General features: G+C 63.7%; 26 protein-coding genes. 13 read left to right on the top strand and 13 right to left on the bottom strand.

Going from position 1 to position 24,480, the window contains the following annotated elements; translation table 11 throughout:
• Positions 1-40: 40 nt before the first annotated feature.
• Positions 41-1,888 carry a Na/Pi cotransporter family protein gene (locus tag KEM63_RS16235; protein WP_223653488.1) on the top strand — a complete coding sequence of 616 codons (1,848 nt, stop codon included), beginning with the start codon at positions 41-43 and terminating at the stop codon, positions 1,886-1,888.
• Here KEM63_RS16235 and ggt read toward each other — a convergent pair.
• From ggt to KEM63_RS16205, 6 genes are all read right to left on the bottom strand, one after another.
• On the bottom strand, positions 1,875-3,566 hold the full coding sequence (ggt, locus tag KEM63_RS16230; RefSeq protein ID WP_223653486.1) for a gamma-glutamyltransferase: 1,692 nt from the start codon (positions 3,564-3,566) through the stop codon (positions 1,875-1,877). The genes KEM63_RS16235 and ggt overlap by 14 nt on opposite strands.
• Positions 3,563-3,814, bottom strand: a complete 252-nt coding sequence (locus tag KEM63_RS16225; protein WP_223653484.1) for a YfhL family 4Fe-4S dicluster ferredoxin — start codon at positions 3,812-3,814, stop codon at positions 3,563-3,565. Before KEM63_RS16225 ends, ggt begins: the two co-directional genes overlap by 4 nt.
• A gap of 18 nt (positions 3,815-3,832) precedes the next feature.
• Positions 3,833-4,321: a pantetheine-phosphate adenylyltransferase gene (gene coaD / locus KEM63_RS16220; protein WP_223653483.1), complete on the bottom strand. Its 489-nt coding sequence runs from the start codon at positions 4,319-4,321 to the stop codon at positions 3,833-3,835.
• Positions 4,322-4,418: 97 nt separating this feature from the next.
• Positions 4,419-6,008, bottom strand: a complete 1,590-nt coding sequence (locus KEM63_RS16215) for a GMC family oxidoreductase (RefSeq protein ID WP_223653482.1) — start codon at positions 6,006-6,008, stop codon at positions 4,419-4,421.
• A gap of 20 nt (positions 6,009-6,028) precedes the next feature.
• Positions 6,029-6,565 carry a twin-arginine translocation pathway signal protein gene (locus tag KEM63_RS16210; protein WP_223653481.1) on the bottom strand — a complete coding sequence of 179 codons (537 nt, stop codon included), beginning with the start codon at positions 6,563-6,565 and terminating at the stop codon, positions 6,029-6,031.
• A gap of 17 nt (positions 6,566-6,582) precedes the next feature.
• A complete protein-coding gene (locus KEM63_RS16205; RefSeq protein WP_223653480.1) occupies positions 6,583-8,025 on the bottom strand; it encodes a coniferyl aldehyde dehydrogenase in 1,443 nt (480 codons plus the stop codon).
• Between the two features lie 97 nt (positions 8,026-8,122).
• Here KEM63_RS16205 and KEM63_RS16200 point away from each other — a divergent pair, with 97 nt between their 5' ends.
• Entirely contained in the window at positions 8,123-8,764 is a 642-nt protein-coding gene (locus KEM63_RS16200) for a TetR/AcrR family transcriptional regulator (protein WP_223653479.1), read from the top strand.
• Here the strand turns inward: KEM63_RS16200 and KEM63_RS16195 are convergent.
• The 4 genes from KEM63_RS16195 to KEM63_RS16180 are packed head-to-tail and all read right to left on the bottom strand — an operon-like array spanning position 8,746 to position 13,251.
• Positions 8,746-9,762 (bottom strand): hydrolase, encoded by a 1,017-nt coding sequence (locus KEM63_RS16195; protein ID WP_223653477.1) that lies wholly within the window; start codon positions 9,760-9,762, stop codon positions 8,746-8,748. The two genes, KEM63_RS16200 and KEM63_RS16195, sit on opposite strands and share 19 nt — an antisense overlap.
• Positions 9,759-10,337, bottom strand: a complete 579-nt coding sequence (rsmD, locus tag KEM63_RS16190) for a 16S rRNA (guanine(966)-N(2))-methyltransferase RsmD (protein WP_223653475.1) — start codon at positions 10,335-10,337, stop codon at positions 9,759-9,761. Before rsmD ends, KEM63_RS16195 begins: the two co-directional genes overlap by 4 nt.
• Positions 10,334-11,893, bottom strand: coding sequence for a M16 family metallopeptidase (locus KEM63_RS16185; protein WP_223653473.1), 1,560 nt, complete (start codon positions 11,891-11,893; stop codon positions 10,334-10,336). The genes rsmD and KEM63_RS16185 overlap by 4 nt, the downstream gene beginning before the upstream one ends.
• On the bottom strand, positions 11,890-13,251 hold the full coding sequence (locus tag KEM63_RS16180) for a M16 family metallopeptidase (protein ID WP_423747819.1): 1,362 nt from the start codon (positions 13,249-13,251) through the stop codon (positions 11,890-11,892). The genes KEM63_RS16185 and KEM63_RS16180 overlap by 4 nt, the downstream gene beginning before the upstream one ends.
• A 112-nt stretch (positions 13,252-13,363) precedes the next feature.
• Between KEM63_RS16180 and ftsY the strand changes: the two genes are divergently transcribed.
• The 5 genes from ftsY (at position 13,364) to KEM63_RS16155 (ending at position 17,970) form a co-directional block, all read left to right on the top strand.
• On the top strand, positions 13,364-14,629 hold the full coding sequence (ftsY, locus tag KEM63_RS16175) for a signal recognition particle-docking protein FtsY (protein WP_223653471.1): 1,266 nt from the start codon (positions 13,364-13,366) through the stop codon (positions 14,627-14,629).
• Positions 14,630-14,632: 3 nt separating this feature from the next.
• A complete protein-coding gene (gene ftsE / locus KEM63_RS16170; protein ID WP_223653470.1) occupies positions 14,633-15,301 on the top strand; it encodes a cell division ATP-binding protein FtsE in 669 nt (222 codons plus the stop codon).
• Positions 15,274-16,302, top strand: coding sequence for a permease-like cell division protein FtsX (gene ftsX / locus KEM63_RS16165; RefSeq protein WP_423747870.1), 1,029 nt, complete (start codon positions 15,274-15,276; stop codon positions 16,300-16,302). The genes ftsE and ftsX overlap by 28 nt, the downstream gene beginning before the upstream one ends.
• Before the next feature lie 128 nt (positions 16,303-16,430).
• Entirely contained in the window at positions 16,431-17,297 is an 867-nt protein-coding gene (gene rpoH / locus KEM63_RS16160) for an RNA polymerase sigma factor RpoH (RefSeq protein ID WP_223653467.1), read from the top strand.
• Positions 17,298-17,370: 73 nt separating this feature from the next.
• Positions 17,371-17,970, top strand: a complete 600-nt coding sequence (locus KEM63_RS16155) for a hypothetical protein (protein WP_223653466.1) — start codon at positions 17,371-17,373, stop codon at positions 17,968-17,970.
• Between the two features lie 8 nt (positions 17,971-17,978).
• On the opposite strand, the gene mtgA is transcribed toward KEM63_RS16155, so the two are convergent.
• Entirely contained in the window at positions 17,979-18,725 is a 747-nt protein-coding gene (mtgA, locus tag KEM63_RS16150) for a monofunctional biosynthetic peptidoglycan transglycosylase (RefSeq protein ID WP_223653465.1), read from the bottom strand.
• A 51-nt stretch (positions 18,726-18,776) separates the two neighbouring features.
• Between mtgA and KEM63_RS16145 the strand changes: the two genes are divergently transcribed.
• The 6 genes from KEM63_RS16145 to gloA all read left to right on the top strand — a co-directional run bounded on the left by KEM63_RS16145 (position 18,777) and on the right by gloA (position 22,567).
• On the top strand, positions 18,777-19,151 hold the full coding sequence (locus KEM63_RS16145; protein WP_223653464.1) for a DUF423 domain-containing protein: 375 nt from the start codon (positions 18,777-18,779) through the stop codon (positions 19,149-19,151).
• 81 nt (positions 19,152-19,232) lie between these two features.
• Positions 19,233-19,433 (top strand): sulfur carrier protein ThiS, encoded by a 201-nt coding sequence (thiS, locus tag KEM63_RS16140; protein ID WP_223653463.1) that lies wholly within the window; start codon positions 19,233-19,235, stop codon positions 19,431-19,433.
• A gap of 18 nt (positions 19,434-19,451) precedes the next feature.
• Complete coding sequence (locus KEM63_RS16135) at positions 19,452-20,243, top strand: thiazole synthase (protein ID WP_223653462.1); 792 nt, start codon at positions 19,452-19,454, stop codon at positions 20,241-20,243.
• A gap of 11 nt (positions 20,244-20,254) precedes the next feature.
• On the top strand, positions 20,255-20,986 hold the full coding sequence (gene trmB, locus KEM63_RS16130) for a tRNA (guanosine(46)-N7)-methyltransferase TrmB (RefSeq protein WP_223653461.1): 732 nt from the start codon (positions 20,255-20,257) through the stop codon (positions 20,984-20,986).
• Positions 20,987-21,102: 116 nt separating this feature from the next.
• Positions 21,103-21,963 carry a crotonase/enoyl-CoA hydratase family protein gene (locus KEM63_RS16125; protein WP_223653459.1) on the top strand — a complete coding sequence of 287 codons (861 nt, stop codon included), beginning with the start codon at positions 21,103-21,105 and terminating at the stop codon, positions 21,961-21,963.
• A 61-nt stretch (positions 21,964-22,024) separates the two neighbouring features.
• Positions 22,025-22,567, top strand: coding sequence for a lactoylglutathione lyase (gloA, locus tag KEM63_RS16120; protein WP_223653457.1), 543 nt, complete (start codon positions 22,025-22,027; stop codon positions 22,565-22,567).
• Between the two features lie 229 nt (positions 22,568-22,796).
• Here the strand turns inward: gloA and KEM63_RS16115 are convergent, their stop codons facing one another.
• Together KEM63_RS16115 and KEM63_RS16110 are read right to left on the bottom strand one after the other, a co-directional pair.
• Positions 22,797-23,234 (bottom strand): acyl-CoA thioesterase, encoded by a 438-nt coding sequence (locus tag KEM63_RS16115; RefSeq protein ID WP_223653455.1) that lies wholly within the window; start codon positions 23,232-23,234, stop codon positions 22,797-22,799.
• Positions 23,235-23,287: 53 nt separating this feature from the next.
• Entirely contained in the window at positions 23,288-24,448 is a 1,161-nt protein-coding gene (locus tag KEM63_RS16110; protein WP_223653453.1) for an iron-containing alcohol dehydrogenase, read from the bottom strand.
• Positions 24,449-24,480: the final 32 nt, after the last annotated feature.

Raw genomic sequence — 24,480 nt, 5'->3', positions numbered from 1 at the left:
GGAAGCGGCGGTCCGTCGCGCCACCGTGTCGTAGGTTTTTATGCGTGCATTCCTCAGGCCGGGCTGGCTCAGCGCGGCCTTGCTTGTCCTCGTCAGCCTGTTCGTCTGGAAACCTGAGCTTGCTACGCTTGCCGCAGGCATAGCGCTGTTTATTCTCGGCATGCATCACCTGGAAGACGGCTTCAAGGCGTTCACCGGTGGTGCCCTCGAACGCTGGCTGACCCGCTCTACCAATCGGCTGTGGAAAAGTCTCGGGTTCGGCATGCTGTCCACCGCACTGGTGCAGTCCAGTTCGCTGGTGACGCTATTGAGCATCGCCTTTCTCAGCGCCGGGCTGATCAGCCTCAGCGCGGGCATCGGCATCGTCTTCGGCGCGAATCTGGGTACTACCACCGGTGCCTGGCTCATCGCGCTGGTCGGGCTGAAGGTGGATCTCGCAACGGTGGCAATGCCCCTTCTGGTGTTCGGCGTGATCCTTGGCCGCCGTGGCGAAGCCCACTGGAAGGGTCTCGGTCAGGTGCTGCTCGGCATCGGTCTGCTGTTTCTCGGCATCGATCTGATGAAGTCCGGAATGGGAGGTTTCGAAGGCGCGTTGGCGCTTGAGCAGCTGGCGCTGAGCGGCTGGCTTGGGGTGCTGCTGTATGTAGCCGCGGGTCTGGTGGCGACGGTACTCATGCAGTCCAGCCATGCCACGCTGATGATTACGCTGGCTGCGCTGGCTGCCGGTCAGTTGAGCTACGACAATGCCCTGGCGATGGCGATCGGCGCAAACCTGGGTACGACGATCACCGCGGTCGTGGCGGCGATTGGCAGCAATCAGGCCGGGCGGCGCCTGGCTGCTGCCCACATTCTGTTCAATCTGGTCACTGCCGCCGTGGCGCTGGCGGTTCTGCCGCTGCTGTCCCAGGCGGTCGATGTCATCAGCGAGAGCGTGGGAATTGCGGCAGATAGTTACACGCTGAAGCTGGCACTGTTTCATACGCTGTTCAATCTGCTTGGCCTGGTGCTGATGGTGCCCTGGGTGAAGCCCCTGTCCAGGGGACTGCTGCGCTGGCTGCCCGACCGGAGCGTCGCCCGCGGACGACCCCTTCCACTTGGCGAGCAGCCGGGGTCGCGCGCACGGTTTCTGAATGATGCGTCCCTGCGCCATGCGGATTCCGCGCTCAAGGTGTTGCAGGCAGAAGTCGCCAACCTCGGCCGCTTGAGCCGTGAGGTGGTTGCTGCGGCAGCCTACTTGCCTGCCTCGGTGGGGCGCGGCATGAACCCCGAACAGCTGCAGACGTTCGTGAGCCGGCCGGTACCGCCGGAACTGCGCGAAGATGCCGACGCGCTGTATGACCGCCACATCAAGCCGGTGTACGGCGATATCTTCGAATTCATCAGCCGCATCGATGTTTCGCTGTTGCCCGAACAGCAACACAGCGTGATGAACCAGACGCTTGCCGCGCGCGATCTCGTCGAAGCAGTCAAGGCAGCCAAGCATATGCAGGCCAATCTGCGCCGCGGCGTCGACAGTCAGAATGCCGCCGTGCGCGCGGCGTATCGGGAGCTGAGGGAGCAATGCGGTCTGGCCCTGATCGATCTGGCCCGACTGGATGACCTGCAGGGCGACCGGGAGGAGCAGCAGCGTCTGCTGAGCGGCTATCTGGACCAGGAAACGCTGTTCGCCGAGGCGTATCAGCGCAACGTCCAGACCCATGTGCGCAACCGAGAGATGGACGGCTGGCAGGCGACGTCACTGCTCAATGATCTGAACTATCTGCTGCGGGTGCGGCGGCGACTGCACAGCGCCCATGTGGTGCTTGCCGAAAACCATGATGTCGCCGTTCAGCCTGCGCTGGATTCGCTGCCGCGCGAACGGATCGAGCCGTCGTTCAGTCTGCCCTGAGCGCCCGCCGCACCAGCGCCTTGCCTTCGCCGCGCGGATCGCTGGCTGCGGACAGCTCGCTTTGGCGCTTGTCCCAGTTCACCGCCTGCATGTCACCATACTCGCGCCCGACCGGTTCGATGCGATGCCCCAGCCGTTCGAGCGCTGAGCGTACCTGCGGGGTGAAGGCGCCATCCTCGATCTGAATGTGATCGGGCAGATACTGGTGGTGGAAGCGCGGACGTGATACCCAGTGCTCCACGGGCTGGCCGTCCATTGCCTCCATGCTCCCCAGCAACACCATGGTGATGATGCGGCTGCCACCGGGTGTCCCTAGCACGGCAAGGCGCTGGTCGTTTTCCAGCATGGTGGGCGTCATGCTCGACAGCGGTCGCTTGCCCGGGGCGATGGCGTTGGCCTCACTGCCGGCCAGGCCGTAGGCGTTGCGTCCTGACGGATCAGCGGCGAAGTCGTCCATTTCATTGTTGAGCAATACGCCTGTTCCCGGCACCGTGAAAGCGGCGCCGAAAGGCAGATTGATGCTGAGTGTCGCGGCAACGGCGTTGCCCTGGCTATCGATCAGCGAAAAGTGTGTGGTATGGGTGCCCTCTACGAACCCCTGCGGCGCCCCCAGTTCGCTGCTTGGCGTTGCGCGCTGCGCTGAAATGCCATCGGCCAGTGCATGGGCGTATTCTGCAGAGATCAGGCGCGCGACCGGCACGTCGATCTGATCGGCGTCGCCCAGCAGAACAGCGCGGTCGCGATATACCCGGCGCATCAGCTCGACCAGCTGATGGGTACGCTGTGCCGATCCGGGGGGCGTCGCGGGTAGATGGTCAAGTCCCTGAAGAATACCGGCCAGCGCAATGCCGCCGGCCGATGGCAACGGTGCGCTGATGATCTCGTGCCCCTGGCTGCGCCAGCGAATCGGCTCGCGCTCGATGATGCGGTATCCGCTCAGGTCGGCTTCCTGCCAGATGCCCCCTGCGGCCCGTACGCCCTCGACCATGCGTTCGGCGATGGGTCCGGCATAGAATCCGTCGCGTCCCTGCTGCGCCAGGGCTCGGAGTGTGGCAGCCAGTTCCGGTTGCCTGAGTAGCGTACCGACAGCCGGCAGCTCGCCGTCCCGCAGATATATTCGCGCGGTCTCGGGGTCGGTACGCATCGCCTTGAGGCGGAAGCCGCCGAGCATCCGATAGCGCTCACCCACCTCGAACCCTTCCTCGGCGGCCCGTATGGCCGGGGCCAGACTTGTTGACAGCGGCAACTGGCCGTAGTGCTCGGCCAGATGAACCAGAGCCGCGGGCAGTCCGGGAATGCCGGCGGCGAGCGGACCGTCGAGGGCGCTCTGCCGCGAAACCTTGCCGTCGGCGTCCCTATACATGTCCCGATGCGCCGCCAGCGGCGCGGTTTCACGGGCATCGAGGAAGCGGTAGTCGACACCGTCCTGGTCCTGCAGGCGAAGCAGGAAGAACCCGCCACCACCCAGGCCGGAACCCTGCGGCTCGACTACAGCCAGCGTAGCGGCCGCGGCAATCGCTGCATCGAAGGCATTGCCGCCCTGATCCAGAACGCGGTGTGCTGCATCGGTAGAGAGAGGGTGCGCAGTGGCGACGGCCTGTTGTTCGGGAGCGGCGGCATCGAGCGCACCGCTGATCAGCAGGCCGAGCGTGAAAAGGGCGCCGCGCAGGGTGTTCATGCCGCGCCGGTGAGAATCTTGTACTTCTCCATCAGTTCGTCCTTGCTCTCGACGTTGTTCACGTCCAGAGGGATGCAGTCGACCGGGCATACCTGTTGGCACTGCGGCTCGTCGAAGTGGCCGACGCACTCGGTGCACAGGTTCGGGTCGATAACGTAGATCTCCTCGCCCTGGGAGATCGCTCCGTTGGGGCATTCCGGCTCGCATACATCGCAGTTGATGCAGTCGTCGGTAATGATCAGTGACATGGCGCTGGGATACTCCGCTTACGCCTGATCAGGCCGAAAGCGCCTGATCAGGGCCTCGTTGACCTTGGGATGGACGAATTTTGTGACGTCACCGTTCAACGCGGCGATTTCCCGTACCAGCGTTGACGAAATATACGAATACTTTTCCGAGGGCGTCAGGAACAGACTTTCGACATCCGGCGCGAGCACGCGGTTCATGTTCGCCAGCTGGAACTCGTATTCGAAGTCCGACACGGCGCGCAGGCCGCGCAGCAGCACGTTGGCATTCACCTCCTTGACGAAGTGCGCGAGCAGCGAGGAGAACCCGACCACCTCCACATTGGGCATATGCGCCAACACCGCCCGCGCCATCTCGACTCGCTGCTCCAGGTCAAAGGCCGGATTCTTCTTCGGGCTGGCGGCGACCGCCACGACCACCCGGTCGAACAGCTTCGATGCCCGCTCGACCAGATCGGTGTGGCCCTTGGTGATGGGGTCAAAGGTGCCAGGGTAGAGAACCGTATTCATCGATCGGGTGATCCTGAGCCAAAGGTGGGGAAGCAGATGGTAGCGCAATGCGCCGGCTGGACCAAGCGGGAGGGGCCGGAGCCCGCTCCAGTCTGGCTCAGGCAAGCGCTTCCGCCAGCCCGGTAGCGAGCCGCGCGACGATGCCGTATATCGACAGCTGCGGGTTGGCGCCGATGCTGGTGGGGAACAGCGACCCGTCGAGAACCGACAGATTCTGCAGATGATGATGACGTCCACGGCTGTCGACCACGGACTGCGCCGGGTCCTCGCCCATGGCGCAACCGCCCATGACATGGGCGCTGGCCAGGCGTACGTCGTGAAGCCGATAGCTGAGCGCTTCGACCTGGCTGCGGTAGTCGCTCCAGCTGTGGCTCAGCTGGCCATGGCTGTGGGTGGGCGACACGGCACGCGCTCCGGCGGCGAACTGGATCTCACCCATCGCCAGAAACGCCCGACGCGCACCCGCCATCAGGTAGTCGTTGATGGGGTAATCGAGCACCGGGGTACCGTCGTCGCGAAGGAGCACCGCGCCGCCGACGCTCTCCTCGTGAAAACCGTCGCGCATCAGCGCGATCATGACGTTGCTGTGCGAGAGCTTGCGCACCCGTGCGAGGTTGTCGCTGCCATGCCCGCCAAGCAGCGCCGAGGTGATGCTCGGCTGCATCGGGGGCACCTCGAGCTTGAACCCCATCGGGCCGGCGGTGCCCTCCTGCCATTGAAAGTGGTCGGAATAAATCGACTGCGGCGCGCCGTAGAAGCCATTGATCGGCTGGTCGAACTGCCCGACGCTGAAGTTGACCGGATGCAGAAAGGTGCGCTTGCCGGTGCGCTGATGCGGGTCCGGAGCCTTGGAGCGCAGCAGCAGCGCCGGGCTGTTGATGCCGCCGCCGGCGAGCACCACATGCCGGGCGCGCAGCCGAACCTGTTGCCCGTCCGCTTGCGTCAGGCGCGCATTCATCGCCCGGCAGCGGACCTCGCTGATCCGGTCGCCGTCGAATACCAGTTGCTCGGCGCGAACGCGGTGGATCAGCACGGCGCCCTTTTCCAGAGCGGCAGGGAGGGTGGTCACCAGCATCGACTGCTTGGCGTTGGTCGGACAGCCGGTTCCGCAATAGCCCAGATTCCAGCAGCCGCGAACGTTGCGTGGAATCACTGCCCAGTGCCAGCCAAGCGACTCGCAACCGGCGCGCAGCACATCGTTGTTGGCGTTGGGCGGCACCGCCCAGGGCGATATTCCCAGACGCTCCTCCATGCGCGCGAACCAGGGCGCCAGGCTGGCTTCGTCCATGCCCTCGACACCATGCTGCCGGGCCCAGTGCTCCAGCGTAGGCGTCGGCGTCCGGAAGCTGCTGGTCCAGTTCACGGTGGTAGTGCCACCGACGGTGCGTCCCTGCAGGATGCCAATTCCGCCGTCTCGGGTGGCCCGGGCGGCGCCTTCCTGATAGAGCTCGGCATAGGCCTTGGCTTCGTCATTCCTGAAGTCGCCAGACGTCTTCAGCGACCCTTCTTCCACCAGCACAACCCGCAGCCCGGCATTGGCGAGGATCTCGGCCGTGGTACCGCCGCCCGCTCCGGTGCCGATGATCGCCACGTCTGCCTCGAAGGTGCGCTCGCCGTCGAACTCGCTGGCGTCCAGTACCTGCCAGCCGCGCGTGACGCCTTGCATGAACAGATCGGGTACGGGCATATCGGATTCCCTCGGGCGGTTCAGATGGTCGGCGGACCGGGATAGCCGGTTTCGGCCCAGGACTGCGGCAGGGCATACCAGCTCATCAGAAGCAACTGGCAGAGTGCCTTGTAACCCTGGCGAAGCATGTCCAGGCGACTGTTTTGCCAGCGTTCGAGAAAACGCTGTAATGCGTCGGGCGATGCGCTGTCCCAGCTGCCCCAGATGCCGGTCAGCGGACCCCGCGTCACCGGCAGACTGAGCATGCCGAGCAGGTCCAGAACGTCGCGCTGCACGGCCGGCGACGTGCTGTCCAGTGTGGTATCCAGCTGCCGGACAGCCAGTTCGAGCGCAGTACCGTCAGCCTGAAGGGCCGGGTGCGAGCCGACGATCGCCGGGAACAGTGCCCGCAGAACGGGCAGGTCGGAGTCACGCAGCACTGCGAAATCGTTGGCAGCCTGGCTGGACGAACAGCCGCTCAGCGTCGCGGTGAGGCCCGCGGTGCTCAGCACCAGGCTGGCACAGGCCCCGAGCTTGAGCAGTTCACGCCGTGACAGATTGGATGAATCCCTGGCCATGCTGATGCCTGCATTTTTTATTTTAAGAACAGCTTGTACACCATCTTCAGCAGCGCTCCGCCATAGGGCGGATAGACCGGGCGCGCGCCGTTGAAACGTTGCTTGATGTATACACCCTTGGCCTTGCTGAACGTCAGGAAGCCCTCGTGTCCATGATAGTGGCCCATGCCGGAAGGGCCGACGCCGCCGAACGGCATGTCATCCTGTGCCACATGGAACACGGTGTCGTTGATGCACATGCCGCCGGCGTGGGTCTGTTCCATGATCCGCTTCTGCGCGGCCTTGTCGTAACCGAAATAATAGAGCGCCAGCGGCCGCGGGTGGTCGGCAATGTAATCGAGGGCTTCGTCGAGCGTGGCATAGGGGATGATCGGCAATAGCGGGCCGAAGATCTCTTCCTGCATCACTTTCATGTCGTCATTCACATTCAGCAGCAGCGTCGGGGGAATGATCCTGGTCTGCGTGAAGTCTTCGCCTGCCGGATTGACCTCGATCACCCGCGCGCCGCGATTGGTCGCATCGGCAAGGTAGCCGAGCAGCCGCTTGTACTGGCGTGGATTGATGATCTGGGTGTAGTCGCGGTTGTCGGCCAGCGTGGGATAGAAGGTGCTGAACTGCCGCCGCAGCGCATCGACCAGCTCGTTCACGCGCTCGGCGGGGCACAGTACATAATCTGGCGCCACACAGGTCTGCCCCGCATTGAGGCCCTTGCCGAAGGCAATGCGCTCGGCCGCGTCAGCGATAGGCACGTCCGTCGACACGATTGCCGGCGACTTGCCTCCCAGCTCCAGGGTCACCGGCGTGAGATTGTCGGCGGCGGCGCGCATGACGTGGCGTCCGATCCCGGTCCCGCCGGTAAACAGCAGGTGATCGAACGGCATCTGGGAAAACGCCTGCCCGACCTCCGCCTCGCCGGTGATCACGGCGACCTGTTCTTCGTCGAACACGCCGGCGAGCATGTTTGCCAGCGCTTCGGCTGTGGCTGGCGTGGACTCGCTCATCTTGACCATGGCCCGGTTGCCGGCGGCCAGCGCTGTCGTCAGCGGGCCCATCGCGAGATACAGAGGGTAGTTCCAGGGCACGATGATGCCGATCACGCCCAACGGCTGGTAGATGACCCGCGCCTTGCCTGGCTGAAACGCCATCCCCACTCGACGGCGGGAGGGCTTCATCCAGCCGCGCAGGTGCTTGATCGAATAGTTGAGCGCCTCGATAGCGGGCAGGATTTCAGCAAGGCGCGTTTCGTCAGCCGAGCGGCGACCAAAATCCGCATTGATCGCGTCGATCAGCTGTTGCTGATGGGAAAGCAGGGCAGACTTCAGCGCCCTCAGCTGGCCCAGGCGAAGATCGACATCGGGCATGGGTGCGGCACGAAAGGCGGCGCGCTGACGATCAAAGACCTCGCCCATGCGTGTGAGCGATGCCTGCTGATCCTGCATGGGGGCTATATCGGCTACCATTGGGGCCTCGGTAAGGTCGATGACGACTCTTGTTGTTGTCGCTATTGTTAGAGCAATTGCTCTAAAGTGTCAAACGGACATAACAAGCCAGGGCGCCATGAAAACCCGCGAACGCATTCTTCAGGCCAGTCTCCAGCTGTTCAACGAGCAGGGAGAGCGGGCTGTGACCACCAATCACATCGCAGCGCATCTGGAGATGTCGCCGGGTAACCTGTATTACCACTTCCGCAACAAGCAGCAGATCATTGCAGAGCTGTTTGCCCGCTACGAGGCGCAGGTGGATGCATACCTCAGGGTGCCGGAAGGCCGCGCGCTGACGCTTGCCGACAAGAGCACCTACCTGGAATCCATGTTCCATGGCTTGTGGGACTACCGGTTTCTGCTGCGCGACCTGGAGCATCTGCTCGATTGCGACGAGCAGCTTGCCGAACGCTACCGCGCATTTTCACGGCGCTGCATCGACGGCGCCCGGGCAATCTATCAGGGGCTGGTGGACGCCGGCATCCTTCGCCGGTCGCTCACCGACCCGGAGGTGCTGGCGGTAAACAGCTGGTTGCTGATGACCAGCTGGGTCAGCTTCCTCTGCACGTCGGTGCTCGAGGCAGGGCAAGCCTTGACGCCCGAGCTGTTGCGACGTGGTGTGTATCAGGTTCTGGCTCAGGAAAGACCGCTGCTGTCCGACGAGGCACGGCCAGCCGTCGAAGCGTTGCTGCAGGCTTATCATTCCCCGCTGCGCTGATCGTCACGCCAGGGCGGCAATTGCTCGGCCAGCCACTGCGGCAGGCGTCGTTCCAGGTAGAACCGTGGGCGCCAGGGTGGACCTTCGACGAAGCCGACATGTCCGCCGCGCGAATGCAGCTCGAACGTCATCGAGTCGGGCAGCTCTTCAATCGGCGGCAGGCTGCGGGGATAGACGAACGGGTCGTCGCTGCTTTGCACGATCAGCGTCGGCGTGACGATGGCGCCTAGAAAGTAGCGGCTGCTGCAGCGGCGGTAGTAATCCTGCGCATCCGCGTAGCCATGCAGCGGAGCGGTGACCCGCTCATCGAACTCCCAGAAGGTAGACATGCCTTCCAGCGAGCCCAGGGCGACCAGCCTGGCGTGCTCCTGCTCGCGTCGTGTACGGGCAAAGGCTGCCTGCTTGTTTGCCACGTAGGCAACCATCTCGCGCATGAAGCGCGCCTGGTAGATCCGCGAGAACCCTTCGCCGAGGCGATCGGCAGACTGGTCCAGCCTGAACGGGACCGATACGGCCGCAGCGGCGACCAGCGGGCTGGTGGCTCCGCGCTCACCCAGGTACTTGAGCAACACATTGGCACCCAATGAATAGCCGATGGCGGCCAGCGGACGGTGGGAGCCTGCCATATCGCGCAGCTGGTCGATGATCTCGCCCAGATCATCGCTGGCGCCCGAATGGTAGCCGCGTGGCAAATGATTCGGCTCGCCTGAACAGCCCCGCCAGTTCACCGCCACGCTGCGCCAGCCGGCGGCGGCGAGCGCCTTCTGCTGCCCCAGCACGTACAGCGAATCGGAACTCCCGGTCAGGCCATGCAGGAGGATCACCCAGGGGCCGCCGGCCCGATCGGGGCCGTACCAGTCAAGATCGATGAAGTCGCCGTCTGCGAGAATCAGACGCTGGCGCGTCCGCTCGAGCCGAGGCGGGCGCCGGAAAAACGGACTGTACAACGTTTGCAGATGCCCGCCTGGTAGCCATGCGGCGGGGTTGAACGCTGTCACCCCTGACGCCGCCAAAGGCTGTACCACACCTGACCCGCCCGCTTTTCCCGGTACAGCTGCCAGGTGCCCGGATGGGCCAGGGCTGCCGGAGCGGACTCGCTCTCGGTGTAGATCCAGGCGTGGCGGGTCAGCCAGTGGTTTGCTTCAAGCGCTGCACAAGCCGGCTCGAGCAAGCCCTGGCGAAAGGGCGGGTCGAGAAAGACCACGTCGAAGGGTTGGTCGGGCGCGCTTGCCAGCAGGCCCAGCGCATCCTGCTGGCGCACGTCGGCGTGATCGCAGCCGAGCGTTGCCAGATGACCCCGAAGCGTCTGCACCACGCCACGGCTGGTGTCGCATCCGAGCGCATAGGCTGCGCCGCGTGACAGCGCCTCCAGCATCAGCGCGCCGCTGCCGGCGAACGGATCCAGGCAACGCGCTCCTTCCAGTTCGCCGCTGAGCCAGTTGAACAGCGTTTCGCGCACACGGTCCGGGGTCGGACGCAAGCCCGGTTCTTCGGTGAAGCCGAACCGACGACTGCGCCATTCTCCGCCAATGATGCGCAGTTGGCTGGTTGCCGGCTGGGGCCGCCGGCTCATGGCTGCTCCCCTGCGGCGGCTTCCGCCGGCTCGGTCGTTTCGAGCAGCTCCGGTTCGGGTTCCGGCTCCGGCGTCGGCCCGACGGTGACGATCAGCTGCTGGTCGAGGGTGATATGCCGGGCGAAGGCTTCACGGACCTGCTCGACCGTGAGTGCCTGCACCTGATCCATGAACAGCTGCAGATGATTGAGCGGCAGATCGTAGAAGCCGATCATGCCCAGCTGTCCGACGATCGAGGCATTGCTGGCAGTGCTCAGCGGAAAGGCGCCCATCAGCTGGCGCTTGGTACGCTTGAGCTCGGCTTCGGTCGGGCCTTCATCGATGAACCGCTGCAGCGACTCGTTGATGACGCCCAATGCAAGGTCAGCCTGATCGGCCCGGGTCTGCATGCTGATGGTGAACGGGCCGGCTGTCTGCATTGGCGAGAAGCCGCTGCTGACCGAGTAGGACAGGCCGCGCTTCTCACGGATTTCTTCCATCAGGCGCGAGCCGAAGCCGGAGCCGCCGAGAATCTCGTTTGCCACGTACAGGGCCGCGTAGTCCGGATCGTCACGGGAAATGCCGCGCTGGCCGGTGAGAATGTGAACCTGCTGGCCCTGAAATTCGACGTGGCGCCGCCCGCCGTCTTCCGCGGTTGGTTCCGGCGCCGGTATCGGGTCGGCCGCCGGCCCTTGCGGAAGCGCATCGGCAAGCCGCTGGGCGATGCGTTCGGCCTGCTGGCGATCGACAGCCCCGACAATGGAAATCACTGCGTTGCCAGCGCTGTAGAACTGCTGATGAAAATTCTCCAGCGCCTCTGGCGTCAGCGTGCTCAGGCTTTCCGGAGTCCCCTGAGGCAGGTGACCGTAGGGATGATCGCCGTAGAGAGCGTCCCAGAAGGCTTCGCTGGCCAGCGAAGAAGGTTGCTGCAGCCGAAACTGCAGGCCGGCGAGGAGCTGATTACGCAGACGTTCGAAGGCATCCTCGGGAAAGCTGGGTCGAGTGACCACTTCGGCAAACAGGTTGATCGCAGGATCCAGCTTGTCAGCGGCCGATAGGCTGCGCAGGCCTGCCAGAGCCATGTCGCGGTGGGAGCTGTTGCTGAACTGCGCACCGATGCGCTCGAAGCCGGCAGCGATTTCGCCAGCGTCGCGGTTTTCAGTGCCCTCGCCCAACATGCCGTTGGTCAGCGTAGCCAGGCCCGGTTGGCCGTTGTCCCGGCTGGAGCCCGCTGAGAACAGCAGCTGCACGTCGATCATCGGCAGCTCCGTGGCGGACATGAAATACACCCGCGTGCCTTGCTCGGTGGTCCAGTGTTGCAGATCCAGATTGCGCCTGGCCGGCGGTTCGTCCTTGTCCCAGCTGGGTAACGAGTCGAGGACCGGCAGAGCCTCTTCGACCGAGCCATCGACCTCGGCGACCGGCTCGGCCTCCGTGCTGACCGCTTCGCTGGTTGCAGCAGGCTCTTCGGACGGGGCAGTGGAGTTCGATCGGGCCTGGAACAGCAGTACCACCAGCAGTCCGACCAGGAGAGCAACGGCCCACAGCCAGCGGAAACGATGCAGGGAATCGCTCATTGTGTGGCCTCCTCGGCCGGGACGGGGAGAACATGGGCTCGGGTCAGGCGTTCGCGAACCAGATAGCGACGGGCCACCTCGCTGATCTGCTCGGGTGTGATCGCCTGCAGGGTTTCGATGTCATCGTCGAGCAGCCTCCAGGGCAGGCCCACCGCCTCGAGAGCACCGATGCGGTTGGCCTGCTGGCTGATGCCGTCCTGGTCGTAGACCAGATCGGCGATCATCTGCGCCTGCACCCGTTCCAGCTCCGAGCGCTCCGGAGGCTCGCTCTGGATTCGCTCGATCTCCGTCCACAGCGCTTCCTCAAGCTTCTCCAGGGAAACTTCGCGGGCCTGATTGGGAATGCCGCTGAGCATGAACAGCGTGTCGCCGCGGGCGAAGCCGTCGTAACTGGCCGACACGGAAGTAGCGACCGACTCGCCTCGCTCGAGCCGGCTCGGCAGGCGGGCGCTGTAGCCGCCATCGAGGACCGCTTCCAGCAGGCGCAGCGCATGCGCCTCCCAGGGCTGGGCAACAGTGGTCAGACTCGGCACGTTGAAGCCCAGCATCAAGGTCGGTAGCCGCACGTCCAGATGCATGCTGAGCTGACGTTCTCCGCCTCCTGGCAGTTCCAGCGGCCGTTTTGCCTCGGGCGCGGTTCCGGCGGGGATCGGTCCGAAGTAGCGTTCGACCATGGGCCGCACTTCGTCGATCTCGACGTCACCGACGATCACCAGAATCGCATTGCCCGGCTGATAGTAGAGGTCGTACCACTGGCGCAGATCATCGACTGTCAGACGATCGAGATCGTGCATCCAGCCGATGACCGGCTGAGCGTACGGGCTGGCAAAGTGCGCCTGGGTCAGGAAGCGCTCGTAGGCCAGCGCATTGGGATTGTCTTCGGTGCGCAGACGGCGCTCTTCCTTGATCACTTCCATCTCGCGCATGACCTCGTCTTCCGGCAGGGTCAGCTTGCGCATCCGCTCGGCCTCGAGTTCCAGCGCCACGGCCAGTTGATCACGGTTGAGCACCTGATAGTAGGCGGTGTAGTCGCGACTGGTGAAGGCGTTTTCCTGCGCACCCAGGCTGTTGAGTATGCGCGATGCCTGACCCGGGCCGAGTCGCTCGCTGCCCTTGAACATCATGTGCTCCAGGGCGTGGGACATGCCGGTCTTGCCGGGCGGCTCGTAACTGCTGCCGACCTTGTACCAGAGTTGCGACACCGCCACCGGCGCGCGATGGTCTTCGCGAACGATGACCTTCAGGCCATTGTCCAGGGTGAATTCGTGGGTTTGCTGTTGTTGTTCCAGGTCAGTATTGGCACCAGCCATGGTCGGTGCCAAAAAAGCGAGGAAAATCGTCAAGATAGGCCGCAGCATGCTTGGATCCTTGGGAACGACTTCGTACCGCCGACGGCGGAAGTGGGGTAGGATAACCCAACCTTCAACGCGGCAGCCAAACGCAGCCGCCCCGAATCGATAGTGATTGTTCATGTTTGGTTCCAAAGACAAATCCAACCGTGGCGCGGACGACGGCGATCAGAAGCCCAAGCGCGGGCTGTTTGGCTGGGGCCGTCGGCGGCAGGACGATGCTGCACCGGCGCAGGACGATCCGGCCGAGGTCCGGCCTGCCACGGCCGAGACGGAATCCACCCGCGACGCTGCCGACAGCGCGCCGGTACAACCCGTCACCGACCCGGCAACCGTTCCGGCTGCAGAGCCTGTTGTTCGGCCGTCCGCAGCGCAACCCGATGCGGCACGTGATGTCGCCCAATCGTTGTTCGGCGATCTCGGCCAGGCCGAGCCCGACGCAGCACCAGCGCCGCCTGCCGAACCCCGCGGCTTTCTTGCGCGCATGCGCGCCGGTCTGTCGAAGACCAGTGCGAATCTCGGCGAAGGCATGGCCAACATGTTCCTCGGCGAGAAGGAGATCGATAACGAACTCCTCGAGGACATGGAGACACGCCTGTTGATGGCCGATGTGGGCATCGAGGCGGCCACCATGATCATGGAGACGTTGCAGCAAAGCGTCCGCCGCCGCGAAGTGTCCAACCGCAAGGCGCTGTACGCAGCGCTGCAGCGCGAGCTGGAAAAGCTGCTGGCCAATGTGGCCAGGCCGTTGGAGATTCCGGCTGACAAGACGCCGTTCGTGATCCTGGTAGTGGGCGTCAACGGCGTCGGCAAGACCACAACCATCGGCAAGTTGGCCAAGCGCCTGCAGGGCGAGGGCAAGCAGGTCATGCTGGCAGCCGGCGATACGTTCCGCGCTGCGGCAGTTGAACAATTGCAGGTGTGGGGCGAGCGCAACCGGATCCCGGTGATTGCCCAGCACACCGGCGCCGATTCCGCCTCGGTGACGTTCGATGCCCTCCAGGCCGCCAAGTCCCGGGGTGCGGATGTGCTGATCGCCGACACCGCCGGCCGCCTGCACAACAAGGACCACCTCATGGACGAGCTGAAAAAGGTCAAGCGGGTCATGGCCAAGCTCGATCCCGAGGCGCCACACGAGGTGCTGCTGGTGCTCGACGCCGGTACCGGTCAGAACGCGATCAGTCAGACCCGGCTGTTCAACGAAGCCGTCGGCCTGACCGGCCTGGTCCTGACCAAGCTCGACGGCACTGCCAAGGGCGGCGTGATCTTTGCCCTGGCCAAGCAGTTCGGCCTGCCGATTCGCTACATTGGTGTCGGGGAGCAGATCGATGATCTGCGTCCGTTCACCGCCCCGGAATTCGTCAAGGCTCTGTTTGGGCGCGATTGATCGATGATTCGCTTCGAACAGGTCAGCAAGCGCTATCCGAACGGGCACAAGGGGCTGGAGAACCTCAGCTTCCATATCCGCACCGGTGAGATGGTGTTCATCACCGGTCACTCCGGTGCCGGCAAGAGTACGCTGCTCAAGCTGATCATGTGCATGGAGCGTCCTACTGCGGGCCAGGTGCACATCGGTGGTCAGGACCTGCGTCAGCTCGGCAGTGACGACATCCCCTACCTGCGCCGGCAGATTGGCGTGGTCTTTCAGAACCACCAGCTGCTGTTCGACCGTACGGTGTTCGACAACGTCGCTCTGCCGCTGATCATCAACGGAACACCGCGCGACGAGATCGGACGCCGGGTGCGCGCAGCCCTGGACAAGGTTGGCTTGCTCAGCAAGGAAAACGTCCATCCCATCGCGCTATCGGGTGGGGAGCAGCAGCGGGTCGGTATCGCCCGTGCAGTGGTGCACAAGCCGGCACTGTTGTTGGCCGACGAGCCGACCGGGAACCTGGATCCGGCGCTGTCTGCTGAAATCATGGCCTTGTTCGAGGACTTTAATCGCGTTGGCGTCACGGTACTCATCGCCAGCCACGATCTGCCGCTGATAGCCCGTCTGGACCATCGCATGCTCACCCTGGGTGAGGGTCGATTGCTGCGCGACGGAGACCAGCCATGAGCGCCCGCCAGCCTGAGCGCAAACCGGCCGAGAAGCGTGCCCGGCCCACCGGCGCAGCGCGTTCCGGGCAGGACTGGAAGCAGCCGCTGCGAGGTTGGCTGGGCAGTCACCGCGACAGCGCCGGGCAGGCACTGGCGCGGATCCGCCAGCAACCCTTCAGCAGCGCGCTGACGGTACTGGTCATGACCATCGTGCTGGCGCTGCCGATGGGGCTTGCGGTACTGATCGATCAGGTCGAGCGGCTGGGTGTCGACTGGCAGCGGGCCGCGCAGTTGTCTGTCTACCTTGATGACGACGTCATGGCCGAGCCGGCCCTGGCGCTGCGTGACCGGATTCGCGAGCTTGACCAGGTCGCCAGTGCACAGCTGCTCGACAAGGAACTGGCGCTGGCCGAATTCCAGCAGCATTCGGGGCTGGGAAATGCACTCGACCAGCTGGCCTACAATCCCTTGCCCTCGGTGATTCTGGTCACGCCGCACAGCATCGAGGGTGGCGCCGCGGCGCTCGCGCCGCTTCGTGACCGGCTGGCCGGCTTCGATGGCGTCAATACCGTACAGATCGATCTGGAATGGGTAGAGCGTCTCAGCGCCATTCTCGGCATGATCGAGCGTTTCACCGGGGGGCTCGCGCTGTTGCTGATTCTCGCCTTGCTGCTGGTCATGGCCAATACCATCAGACTGGCCATCGAGAGCCGCCGGGAAGAAATTCAGGTGATCAAGCTGGTGGGCGGAACCGATGCCTTCGTGCGTCGTCCGTTTCTGTACGTGGGCGTGCTCTACGGTCTGCTCGCCGGCCTGCTGGCCTGGCTCTTGCTGTCGGGCGGACTGGCCTGGCTGAATCTTGCCGTTCGCGATGTAGCCAGTCTCTATCGGAGTGACTTCGAGCTTGACGGTGTGCCCCTGGAAGACGGCTTGACGCTGCTCGGCGGTGCCATGTTGCTGGGGTTGACGGGCGCCTGGCTGGCCGTCGGTCGGCATATCCGCGACATCGAGCCGCAGTAGCCCGCGCGAGGCCGAAAATTGCCAGCGAAGCCGCGTGAATACTGGCCCCGGGCTTGAACTCGCAGCGCCATTCACAGTCTGATATGCCGGTGATAAACTGAGCCGTCAACTTCTCTCGGAGTTCAAACATGAGCACTGCTTTACAGCCCGTACACAACCTGGTTCCTGGTGCGAACCTGGAAGCGTATGTTCAGACCGTAAGCAGCATCCCGGTACTGAGTATCGAGGAAGAGCGCGAGCTGGCTGATCGTTTGTTCTACCAGCAGGACCTTGAAGCGGCCCGGCAACTCGTCATGTCGCACCTGCGGTTCGTGGTGCACATCGCTCGCAGTTATTCGGGCTACGGCCTGGCGCAGGCCGATCTGGTCCAGGAGGGCAACGTCGGCCTGATGAAGGCGGTCAAGCGATTCAATCCGGAAATGGGCGTGCGGCTGGTGTCCTTCGCCGTGCACTGGATTCGGGCGGAGATTCACGAGTTCATCCTGCGTAACTGGCGCATCGTCAAGGTCGCCACGACCAAGGCCCAGCGCAAGCTGTTCTTCAACCTGCGCAGCGCAAAGAAGAAACTGACCTGGTTGTCGCATGACGAAGTCAACGCGGTGGCCGAGGATCTTGGCGTCGCAACGCGCGAAGTGCGCGAAATGGAAAGCCGATTGTACGGCCAGGACCTGGGATTCGATGGTGCGCAGGATGATGATGACGATGGCGCAGCATACGCCCCGGTCCATTATCTGGAAGACAAGCGCTACGATCCGGCAACGCAGCTGGAGTCGGCCGACTGGTCAGACAGTTCGGTGAACCAGCTCCAGCAGGGTCTGGAACAGCTTGATGACCGCAGCCGCGATATTCTCTACCAGCGCTGGCTGGCGGAGGAAAAAGCCACACTCCACGAACTGGCGGCCAAGTATCAGGTGTCGGCCGAGCGTATCCGCCAGCTTGAAAAGAACGCCATGAACAAGCTGAAGAAGAATCTCGAAGTCGACGTCGAGGCCTGATCAGCACGATTGAAAGCAGGGCACCTCAGGGTGCCCTTTTTATTGCGCCGGTACATTCCTAGGGAGAACAACAATGAGTCCACGCATGGGCGTCCGTCTCGTCACCATCTTCAGCGCCGTGGTGCTGGCCTTCTTTCTGCTGGGAGACTGGCTGGCGCAGCGCGACGCACCCCGGCAGATGGTGTGGTACGAAACCTACCGCGAGTCCCTGTGGCAGCCGTTGCATGAACGCAGCCTGACGCTGGCACAGGCCGATGAGACGCTCGGCCGTGGGCATCTGTGGATGATCAGCGCCGATGGCGAACCTGCGCTGGTCAGCCGCTATAACCTGGAAAGCGAGGAGCGACTCTGGCAGGCCCAGGCGGTCATCGGCCTGGGTGCCGCGGAGATGGACAGCCTGGTCGAGGCGCAGGCCTGGGAGCCGGGTATCGCTGATCAGCCGGTCGCGCCGGCCGTGGGTGAGGCGCTGGCAGACCGGGAGATTCTTCGCATGAGCATGATTCCTGTCGAGCCGCTCGACCTGCAGAGCATTGAGGGCACGTTCGGTGGAGCCGAGGTGCGCATGCCTGTCAGCGACGGCGAAGCCTGGGTCTATCCGCGCATTGGCGCAGTGGTGGCAGTCGGGGAAGACGAAGCCTATTCGATCATGTTCGGGCTGCGCGACGACTCCTGATACACCGCTCAGAAGCGGCTGCGCCAATGTTCGACTGTCAGCCAGTCGGGTAGCGGGCGACCCGATTCTAGCTGATCGAGGTAATGCCTGCCGCCGAGCTGCCTGGACTGGCGCTGGATCCAGCCGGCTCTTTGTTGCACATGTGCCGGCGGGCGGCTGGCGCTCCAGCGCAGCGGACTGGGCAGGACGGCGGCAAGCTGTGCTGCCTGCCGATCGGACAGCACACTGGCGCTTACCCCGAAGTGATGTCTGGCGGCCGCCTCGACGCCGAACACGCCCTCATCCCATTCAGCCACATTCAGGTACATTTCCAGAATTCGCTGCTTGGGCCAGAGCACCTCGATCCACAACGTGAACCAGGCTTCGAGACCTTTGCGCAGCCAGCTGCGCCCGGACCAGAGGAACTGGTTCTTCGCTACCTGCTGGGTCAGAGTGCTGGCCCCGCGAACGCTGCCGCCCTGACGGTTATGTTCCATGGCCGCGCGAATCGCCTGAAGATCAAAGCCGAAATGCTCGGCAAAACGCTGATCTTCTGCAGCAATCACTGCCATCTTCATGTTGTCGGGTATCCTGTCGTACGCGATCCACTGGTGGCGGATGTCCAGGCCGCCGTCGGCACGCGCTGCTGCCCATCGCTCGAGCATCAGCATCGAGCCCGGCGTGGGCACCCAGCGCAAAACGATGACCGGAATGAGACTCAGCGCCATGAGGACCAGCAGCCATCTGGCTGCCTTGGCAAGTATGCGTTTGATCATGCAATCACTACATGCGGGACAGGACCGCAGTATAGACCGGGGGGTTTGAGGGTGGCCAAGATATTGCTTTTGCTCGCATCGTTCAGCGGGTTTACCGGCGTTGCACTGGGTGCCTTCGCCGCACATGGTCTGCGCAACCGACTGCCGGAGAACCTGCTGGCAGCATTCCAGACCGGCGTGCAATACCAGCTCTGGCATACCGCAGCACTGATCGGCGTGGCCCTGCTGTTGCTGCGCTCACCGGACAACCTGCTGCTGAAAGCCGCCGGCATGCTCTTTGCGCTGGGCATTCTGCTGTTCTCCGGGAGTCTGTACACGCTGGCGCTGAGCGGGATCGGCAAGTTCGGGATCATCACGCCGATGGGGGGTGTGCTGTTCCTGGTGGCGTGGATCTGCCTTGGGGCAGGCGGATGGCGTCTGAGCTGACATCGATTGCCCTGGCTGCCCTCGGCAGGGGCGATGTTTAGGGGTATCATGGCGCCTTTCCCACCTGTCCCCGAGTGCAGCATGCAGATTCAGCTGAACGGCGAAGCCTATTCCGTCGAGCAACCAGCCACGCTGGCCGATCTGATCGAACGTCTCGGCCTGATCGGCAAGCGTCTGGCTGTCGAGCTGAACCTCGAGATCGTGCCGCGCAGTCAGTTCGCCGAGACGCAGCTGTCGGACGGCGACCGGGTGGAAATTGTCCACGCCATCGGCGGCGGCTAGCCCCAAGCGGAGCACACCATGACAGATCTGACCCAGGACGCGCTGGAAATCGCCGGCGTTCGCTATCGTTCGCGCTTGCTGGTGGGTACCGGCAAGTACAAGGATCTCGAAGAGACCCGCCAGGCCATCGAGGCCTCGGGCGCCGAGATCGTCACGGTTGCCATCCGCCGCACGAATATCGGCCAGAATCCCGGAGAGCCGAACCTGCTGGAAGTGATTCCGCCGGATCGCTTCACCATTCTACCGAACACCGCCGGCTGCTACACCGCAGAGGACGCGGTACGCACCTGCCGCCTGGCGCGTGAACTGCTCGGTGGCCACAAGCTGGTAAAGCTCGAGGTGCTCGCCGATCAGAAAACGCTGTTTCCCAACGTGGTCGAGACCATCAAGGCGGCCGAAGTACTGGTGAAGGATGGCTTCGACGTAATGGTGTATACCAGCGACGACCCGATCATCGCCCGCCAGTTGGCCGAGATCGGTTGCGTTGCGGTGATGCCGCTGGCCGGCCTGATCGGTTCAGGCCTGGGCATCTGCAACCCGTACAACCTGCGCATCATCCTCGAAGAGGCCACGGTACCGGTGCTGGTCGATGCCGGTGTCGGCACGGCGTCGGATGCAGCCATCGCCATGGAGCTGGGCTGCGCCGGCGTACTGATGAATACCGCGATTGCCCATGCGCAGCAGCCGGTGTTGATGGCCGAAGCCATGAAGCATGCAGTGCTCGCCGGCCGTGGTGCCTTCCTCGCCGGGCGCATGCCGCGCAAACTTTACGCCAGCGCATCATCGCCGCTGGCTGGGACCTTTTTCTGATCGAGCAACCGATGTCCGAGAACCCGCACGACCAGCCCGAGACGCTCGAGCACCCGGAAGAGGCGTTGCACCGCCGCGCCATTCGCAGTTTTGTCATGCGTGCCGGGCGCATGACGGATGCGCAGAAGCGCGGCATTGATCACGGATGGCCTCGCTTCGGGCTGTCGCTGGAGCAGGGGTTGCTGGATCTGGATCAGGTCTTCGGACGCCAGGCGCCGCGGACTCTGGAAATCGGATTCGGCATGGGGCATTCGTTGCTGGAAATGGCCCAGGTGGCACCGGACCAGGATTTCATCGGCGTCGAGGTACACCGCCCGGGTGTCGGATCGCTGCTCAACGGGGTGCTCAACGCCGGCATCGACAACCTTCGGGTGTTCGATTGCGACGCGATCGAAGTGCTGAATCGCTGCATACCGGACGGGAGTCTGGACCGCGTGTTGCTGTTTTTCCCCGATCCCTGGCACAAGAAGAAGCACAACAAACGGCGCATCGTACAGCTTGGCTTCGCCGAAGCGTTGCGTCAGAAGTTGAAGGTCGGTGGCGTATTCCATATGGCCACCGACTGGCAACCCTATGCCGAACACATGCTCGAGGTCATGAGCGCGGCGCCGGGTTATCGCAACCTGGCTGAGGGCGGGGGCTTTGTGCCGCGTCCCGAGGAGCGCCCCGTCACCAAGTTCGAGCGTCGCGGAGAACGTCTTGGGCACGGTGTCTGGGATCTGAAGTTCGCACGCAGCGAGTGAATCGTCGGCATCCGTGACAGCTATGCCGAGGCATATCGAATCGCAAGGGTGATGGCCGCCGCGTCGGCTGGCTCCTACACTGTCCCGATCTTATCGGACAGAAACAGGAGCCAGCCGTGGACTTTGAAACGCTCGACTATCAGGTCGAAGAAGGCATTCTTACCCTTACGTTGAACCGCCCCGATCGCATGAACGCGTTCAATGGGGCGATGCGCCGCGAATTGATCGCCGCGTTCGATGCAGCCGATGCGGACGACGCGGTGCGCGTGATCATCGTTACTGGAGCCGGCAAGGCGTTCTGCGCAGGCGCCGATCTGGAGAAAGGCGGCGACACCTTCAATCGCCACAAGCGCCAGAGCGAGCCCGAAGGCGCCGAGCTGCGTGACGGGGGCGGCACTGTTTCCCTGCGAATCTACGAGTGCACCAAGCCGGTCATAGGCGCGTTCAACGGCGCTGCCGTGGGCGTGGGCGCAACCATGACCCTGCCCATGGACATTCGTATGGCGTCGACCAAGGCGCGCTTCGGCTTCGTGTTCGCCCGCCGCGGGATCACCATGGAAGCCTGCTCCAGCTGGTTCCTGCCGCGCCTGGTGGGTGTGCAGCAGGCCGCCGAATGGGTCTACACCGGTCGTGTATTCGATGCCGAAGAGGCGCTTCGCGGCGGGTTGGTGCGCAGCCTCCACGAGCCGGACGAACTGCTGCCGGCGGCCCGTGAACTGGCGCGTGAAATTGCCGACAACACGTCGGCCATGTCTGCGCTGCTCAACCGTCAGATGATGTGGCGCATGCTCGGCACCGATCACCCGATGGAAGCCCATATCGTCGACTCGCGCGCGATCGCCTTCATGGGCGAATCGGACGATGCCAAGGAGGGGGTCCAATCCTTTCTGGAGAAGCGTCAACCTCAGTTCAAGCTGCGCCCGAGCCAGGATCGCCCGCCGTTCTACCCCTGGTGGCAGGATCGCCCTTTCCGTTGAGCCGGATGCCCCGGGGCGGTGCTAAGCTGTCGCATTCAAGCCTTCACCAGAGGAGTAGTGCATGAGCCGTCACTTCGAAGCCGCCCCCGGTCTGTGCGAGGAGCGTGACCCATCCACGGAAGGGTTCGTGTTCAATCAGACCATGCTGCGCATCAAGTCGCCCGAGAACAGTCTGGATTTCTATACCCGGGTGATGGGCATGACGCTGGTCAAGCGCCTGGATTTCGAGGAGATGAAGTTCAGCCTGTTCTTTCTTGCGGCAATCGACGAGAAGGACATGGGCTACTGGTCACCGGAACCGGACAAGCGACTGGTACAGACCTTCGGTCGACCGGCGATGCTCGAGCTGACGCACAACTGGGGCGCCGAGGATGATCCGCAGTTCGCCTATCACAACGGCAACGACGAGCCCAAGGGCTTCGGTCATATCGGCTTTGCCGTACCGGATCTCGATCTTGCCTGCGAGCGCTTCGAGAAGCTCGGTGTGTCCTTCGTCAAGCGCCCCCAGGACGGCAAGATGAAAGACATCGCTTTCATCCGCGATCCGGATGGTTACTGGATCGAGCTGTTCACGCCGGGGCGATTGCCAGCGGTACTCGGCTGACAGGCGGAGCCGTGTAGGAGCGCACCTGGGCGCGAAAGCGAAGTCCGAGCCACCTTGTTCGCGGTCATGCCCGCTCCTACAGGGTTGGGGCGGACGTAGGTATTTGTGGGAGCGCACCTGGGCGCGCGAAGCCGAGCCCGAGTCACCTTCTTCGCGGTCATGCCCGCTCCTGCAGCGGCTCGCCCAGCAGGGGCGCTATGCTGGCTGCGCCGTCTCGACTGCCGGGGGGCTAACCGCGAACCAACCGCTCCAGCGCTGCCCGCGGGCCCGGCGGAATGGGGCATGGACGATTGTTTGAACGCTCGACGAATACATGTACGAAGCGCCCTGCAGCACAGGCCTCCTCGCTACCCGCCTTGAACACCCCTAGCTCATACTGCACCGAGCTGTTGCCCAGCTTCGCCACCCGCACGCCCACTTCAACCTTGTCCGGAAAGGCGATCGGCTGGAAGTAATCGCAGGCCGAACTCACCACGAAGGCCACCTGGTTCCCCTGATGTATATCGAGGCCCCCTTGCTCGATCAACCAGGCATTCACGGCGCTATCGAAGTAGGCGTAGTAGGTGACGTTGTTGACGTGGCCGTACACATCGTTGTCGTGCCAGCGGGTGACGATCGGGTGCAGGTAGTTGAAATCCGCGCGGCGGAGCGCTTGCTTCTCGGTCATGTAGGTTCCGTACGAATGAACAGACGCCGGGCCGGCAGGCCCGGAGGTCAGGATCAGTAGGCTTTGCGGTAGATGGCCAGTGCGTCGGCTTCGGTCAGCTCGCGCGGGTTGTTTACCAGCAAGCGTTGCTGAAGCATTGCATCGCGCGCCAGCATCGGCAGCGCATCTTCGGGCACGCCGGCGTCGCGCAGGCGGTTGGGCAGGCCTGAGCGCGGGCTCAGCTGGCACAACGCTTCGATCAGCTGCTCGGTCAGGCTGTGATCGTCCCCTGGTTTGAGGTCCGGGACCAGCAGCGGGGCGAGCTCAGCATACAGCGGCGCAGTATGCGAGGCGTTGAACTCGATGACGGCTGGCAGTACCAGCGAATTGGACAGGCCATGCGGTATGTGAAAATGCCCGCCCAGGGGATAGGCCAGCGCGTGCACTGCCGCGACCGGCGCATTGGCGAAGGCCTGGCCGGCGAGCAGCGCACCGAGCAGCATCGCCTGGCGGGCCTCCCGGTTGCTGCCGTTGTGTACCGCCTCATCCAGATTGGCTGCCAGCAGCCGCAAGGCCTCGCGGGCAAGCATGTCCGACAGCGGGTTTTTCTTGATCTTGCTGGTGTACGCTTCGATGGCATGAACCATCGCATCGATGCCGGTGGCTGCGGTAACGCTGGGCGGCAGACCGACCGTGAGCTCTGCATCGAGCACGGCCAGATCCGGCAGCAATACCGGCGAAACGACGCCCATCTTGGTCGTCTCGCCGGTGGTGATGATCGCAATCTGGGTGACTTCCGAGCCGGTCCCGGCGGTGGTAGGCACCTGAATCAGCGGGAGCCGTGGACCGTGGGCGTTACCCACGCCATAGATATCGCTGAGCTGCTGCCTGCACTGCGGGTGGGCAAGGAAGGCCACCAGTTTGGCAACGTCCATCGAGCTGCCCCCGCCGAAACCTATGACCAGATCGGCCTGCATGCGGCGGCCCTGCTCGACGGCGCTCATGACCACGGCCTCGGGCGGGTCGGCCTCGACCTGGTCGAAGATTTCATACCCGAGCTGAGCGGTTGCGAAACCGGGCAACACGGCCTCCAACAGGCCGAGGCGGGTGATGCCGGGGTCGGTCACGATCAGGACGCGTCGGGCGCCGCGCTCCCGACAAAGGTCACCGAGACGGGCTGCAGAGCCGGATTCGCAAAGAATCTGCGCGGTGGTGGCGAAGCTGAACGGGTTCAAGGAAACCTCCTCTGTCGAGACAGTTTGCATAA

The sequence above is a fragment of the Halopseudomonas nanhaiensis genome, assembly GCF_020025155.1.
In the GTDB taxonomy this organism is placed as follows: Bacteria; Pseudomonadota; Gammaproteobacteria; order Pseudomonadales; family Pseudomonadaceae; genus Halopseudomonas; species Halopseudomonas nanhaiensis.
This window is presented reverse-complemented; position numbering and strand designations above follow the sequence as displayed.

Excerpts from the sequence above, each read along its gene's own strand:
- KEM63_RS16200 (WP_223653479.1), top strand. The coding sequence starts at position 8,123 with ATGAAAACCCGCGAACGCATTCTTCAGGCCAGTCTCCAGCTGTTCAAC.
- rsmD (WP_223653475.1), bottom strand. The coding sequence starts at position 10,337 with ATGAGCCGGCGGCCCCAGCCGGCAACCAGCCAACTGCGCATCATTGGC.
- coaD (WP_223653483.1), bottom strand. The coding sequence starts at position 4,321 with ATGAATACGGTTCTCTACCCTGGCACCTTTGACCCCATCACCAAGGGC.
- KEM63_RS16235 (WP_223653488.1), top strand. The coding sequence starts at position 41 with ATGCGTGCATTCCTCAGGCCGGGCTGGCTCAGCGCGGCCTTGCTTGTC.
- mtgA (WP_223653465.1), bottom strand. The coding sequence starts at position 18,725 with ATGATCAAACGCATACTTGCCAAGGCAGCCAGATGGCTGCTGGTCCTC.
- rpoH (WP_223653467.1), top strand. The coding sequence starts at position 16,431 with ATGAGCACTGCTTTACAGCCCGTACACAACCTGGTTCCTGGTGCGAAC.
- ftsY (WP_223653471.1), top strand. The coding sequence starts at position 13,364 with ATGTTTGGTTCCAAAGACAAATCCAACCGTGGCGCGGACGACGGCGAT.
- KEM63_RS16135 (WP_223653462.1), top strand. The coding sequence starts at position 19,452 with ATGACAGATCTGACCCAGGACGCGCTGGAAATCGCCGGCGTTCGCTAT.
- ggt (WP_223653486.1), bottom strand. The coding sequence starts at position 3,566 with ATGAACACCCTGCGCGGCGCCCTTTTCACGCTCGGCCTGCTGATCAGC.
- trmB (WP_223653461.1), top strand. The coding sequence starts at position 20,255 with ATGTCCGAGAACCCGCACGACCAGCCCGAGACGCTCGAGCACCCGGAA.
- KEM63_RS16210 (WP_223653481.1), bottom strand. The coding sequence starts at position 6,565 with ATGGCCAGGGATTCATCCAATCTGTCACGGCGTGAACTGCTCAAGCTC.
- KEM63_RS16215 (WP_223653482.1), bottom strand. The coding sequence starts at position 6,008 with ATGCCCGTACCCGATCTGTTCATGCAAGGCGTCACGCGCGGCTGGCAG.
- ftsE (WP_223653470.1), top strand. The coding sequence starts at position 14,633 with ATGATTCGCTTCGAACAGGTCAGCAAGCGCTATCCGAACGGGCACAAG.
- KEM63_RS16115 (WP_223653455.1), bottom strand. The coding sequence starts at position 23,234 with ATGACCGAGAAGCAAGCGCTCCGCCGCGCGGATTTCAACTACCTGCAC.
- KEM63_RS16155 (WP_223653466.1), top strand. The coding sequence starts at position 17,371 with ATGAGTCCACGCATGGGCGTCCGTCTCGTCACCATCTTCAGCGCCGTG.
- KEM63_RS16205 (WP_223653480.1), bottom strand. The coding sequence starts at position 8,025 with ATGGTAGCCGATATAGCCCCCATGCAGGATCAGCAGGCATCGCTCACA.
- thiS (WP_223653463.1), top strand. The coding sequence starts at position 19,233 with ATGCAGATTCAGCTGAACGGCGAAGCCTATTCCGTCGAGCAACCAGCC.
- KEM63_RS16225 (WP_223653484.1), bottom strand. The coding sequence starts at position 3,814 with ATGTCACTGATCATTACCGACGACTGCATCAACTGCGATGTATGCGAG.
- KEM63_RS16180 (WP_423747819.1), bottom strand. The coding sequence starts at position 13,251 with ATGCTGCGGCCTATCTTGACGATTTTCCTCGCTTTTTTGGCACCGACC.
- gloA (WP_223653457.1), top strand. The coding sequence starts at position 22,025 with ATGAGCCGTCACTTCGAAGCCGCCCCCGGTCTGTGCGAGGAGCGTGAC.
- KEM63_RS16185 (WP_223653473.1), bottom strand. The coding sequence starts at position 11,893 with ATGAGCGATTCCCTGCATCGTTTCCGCTGGCTGTGGGCCGTTGCTCTC.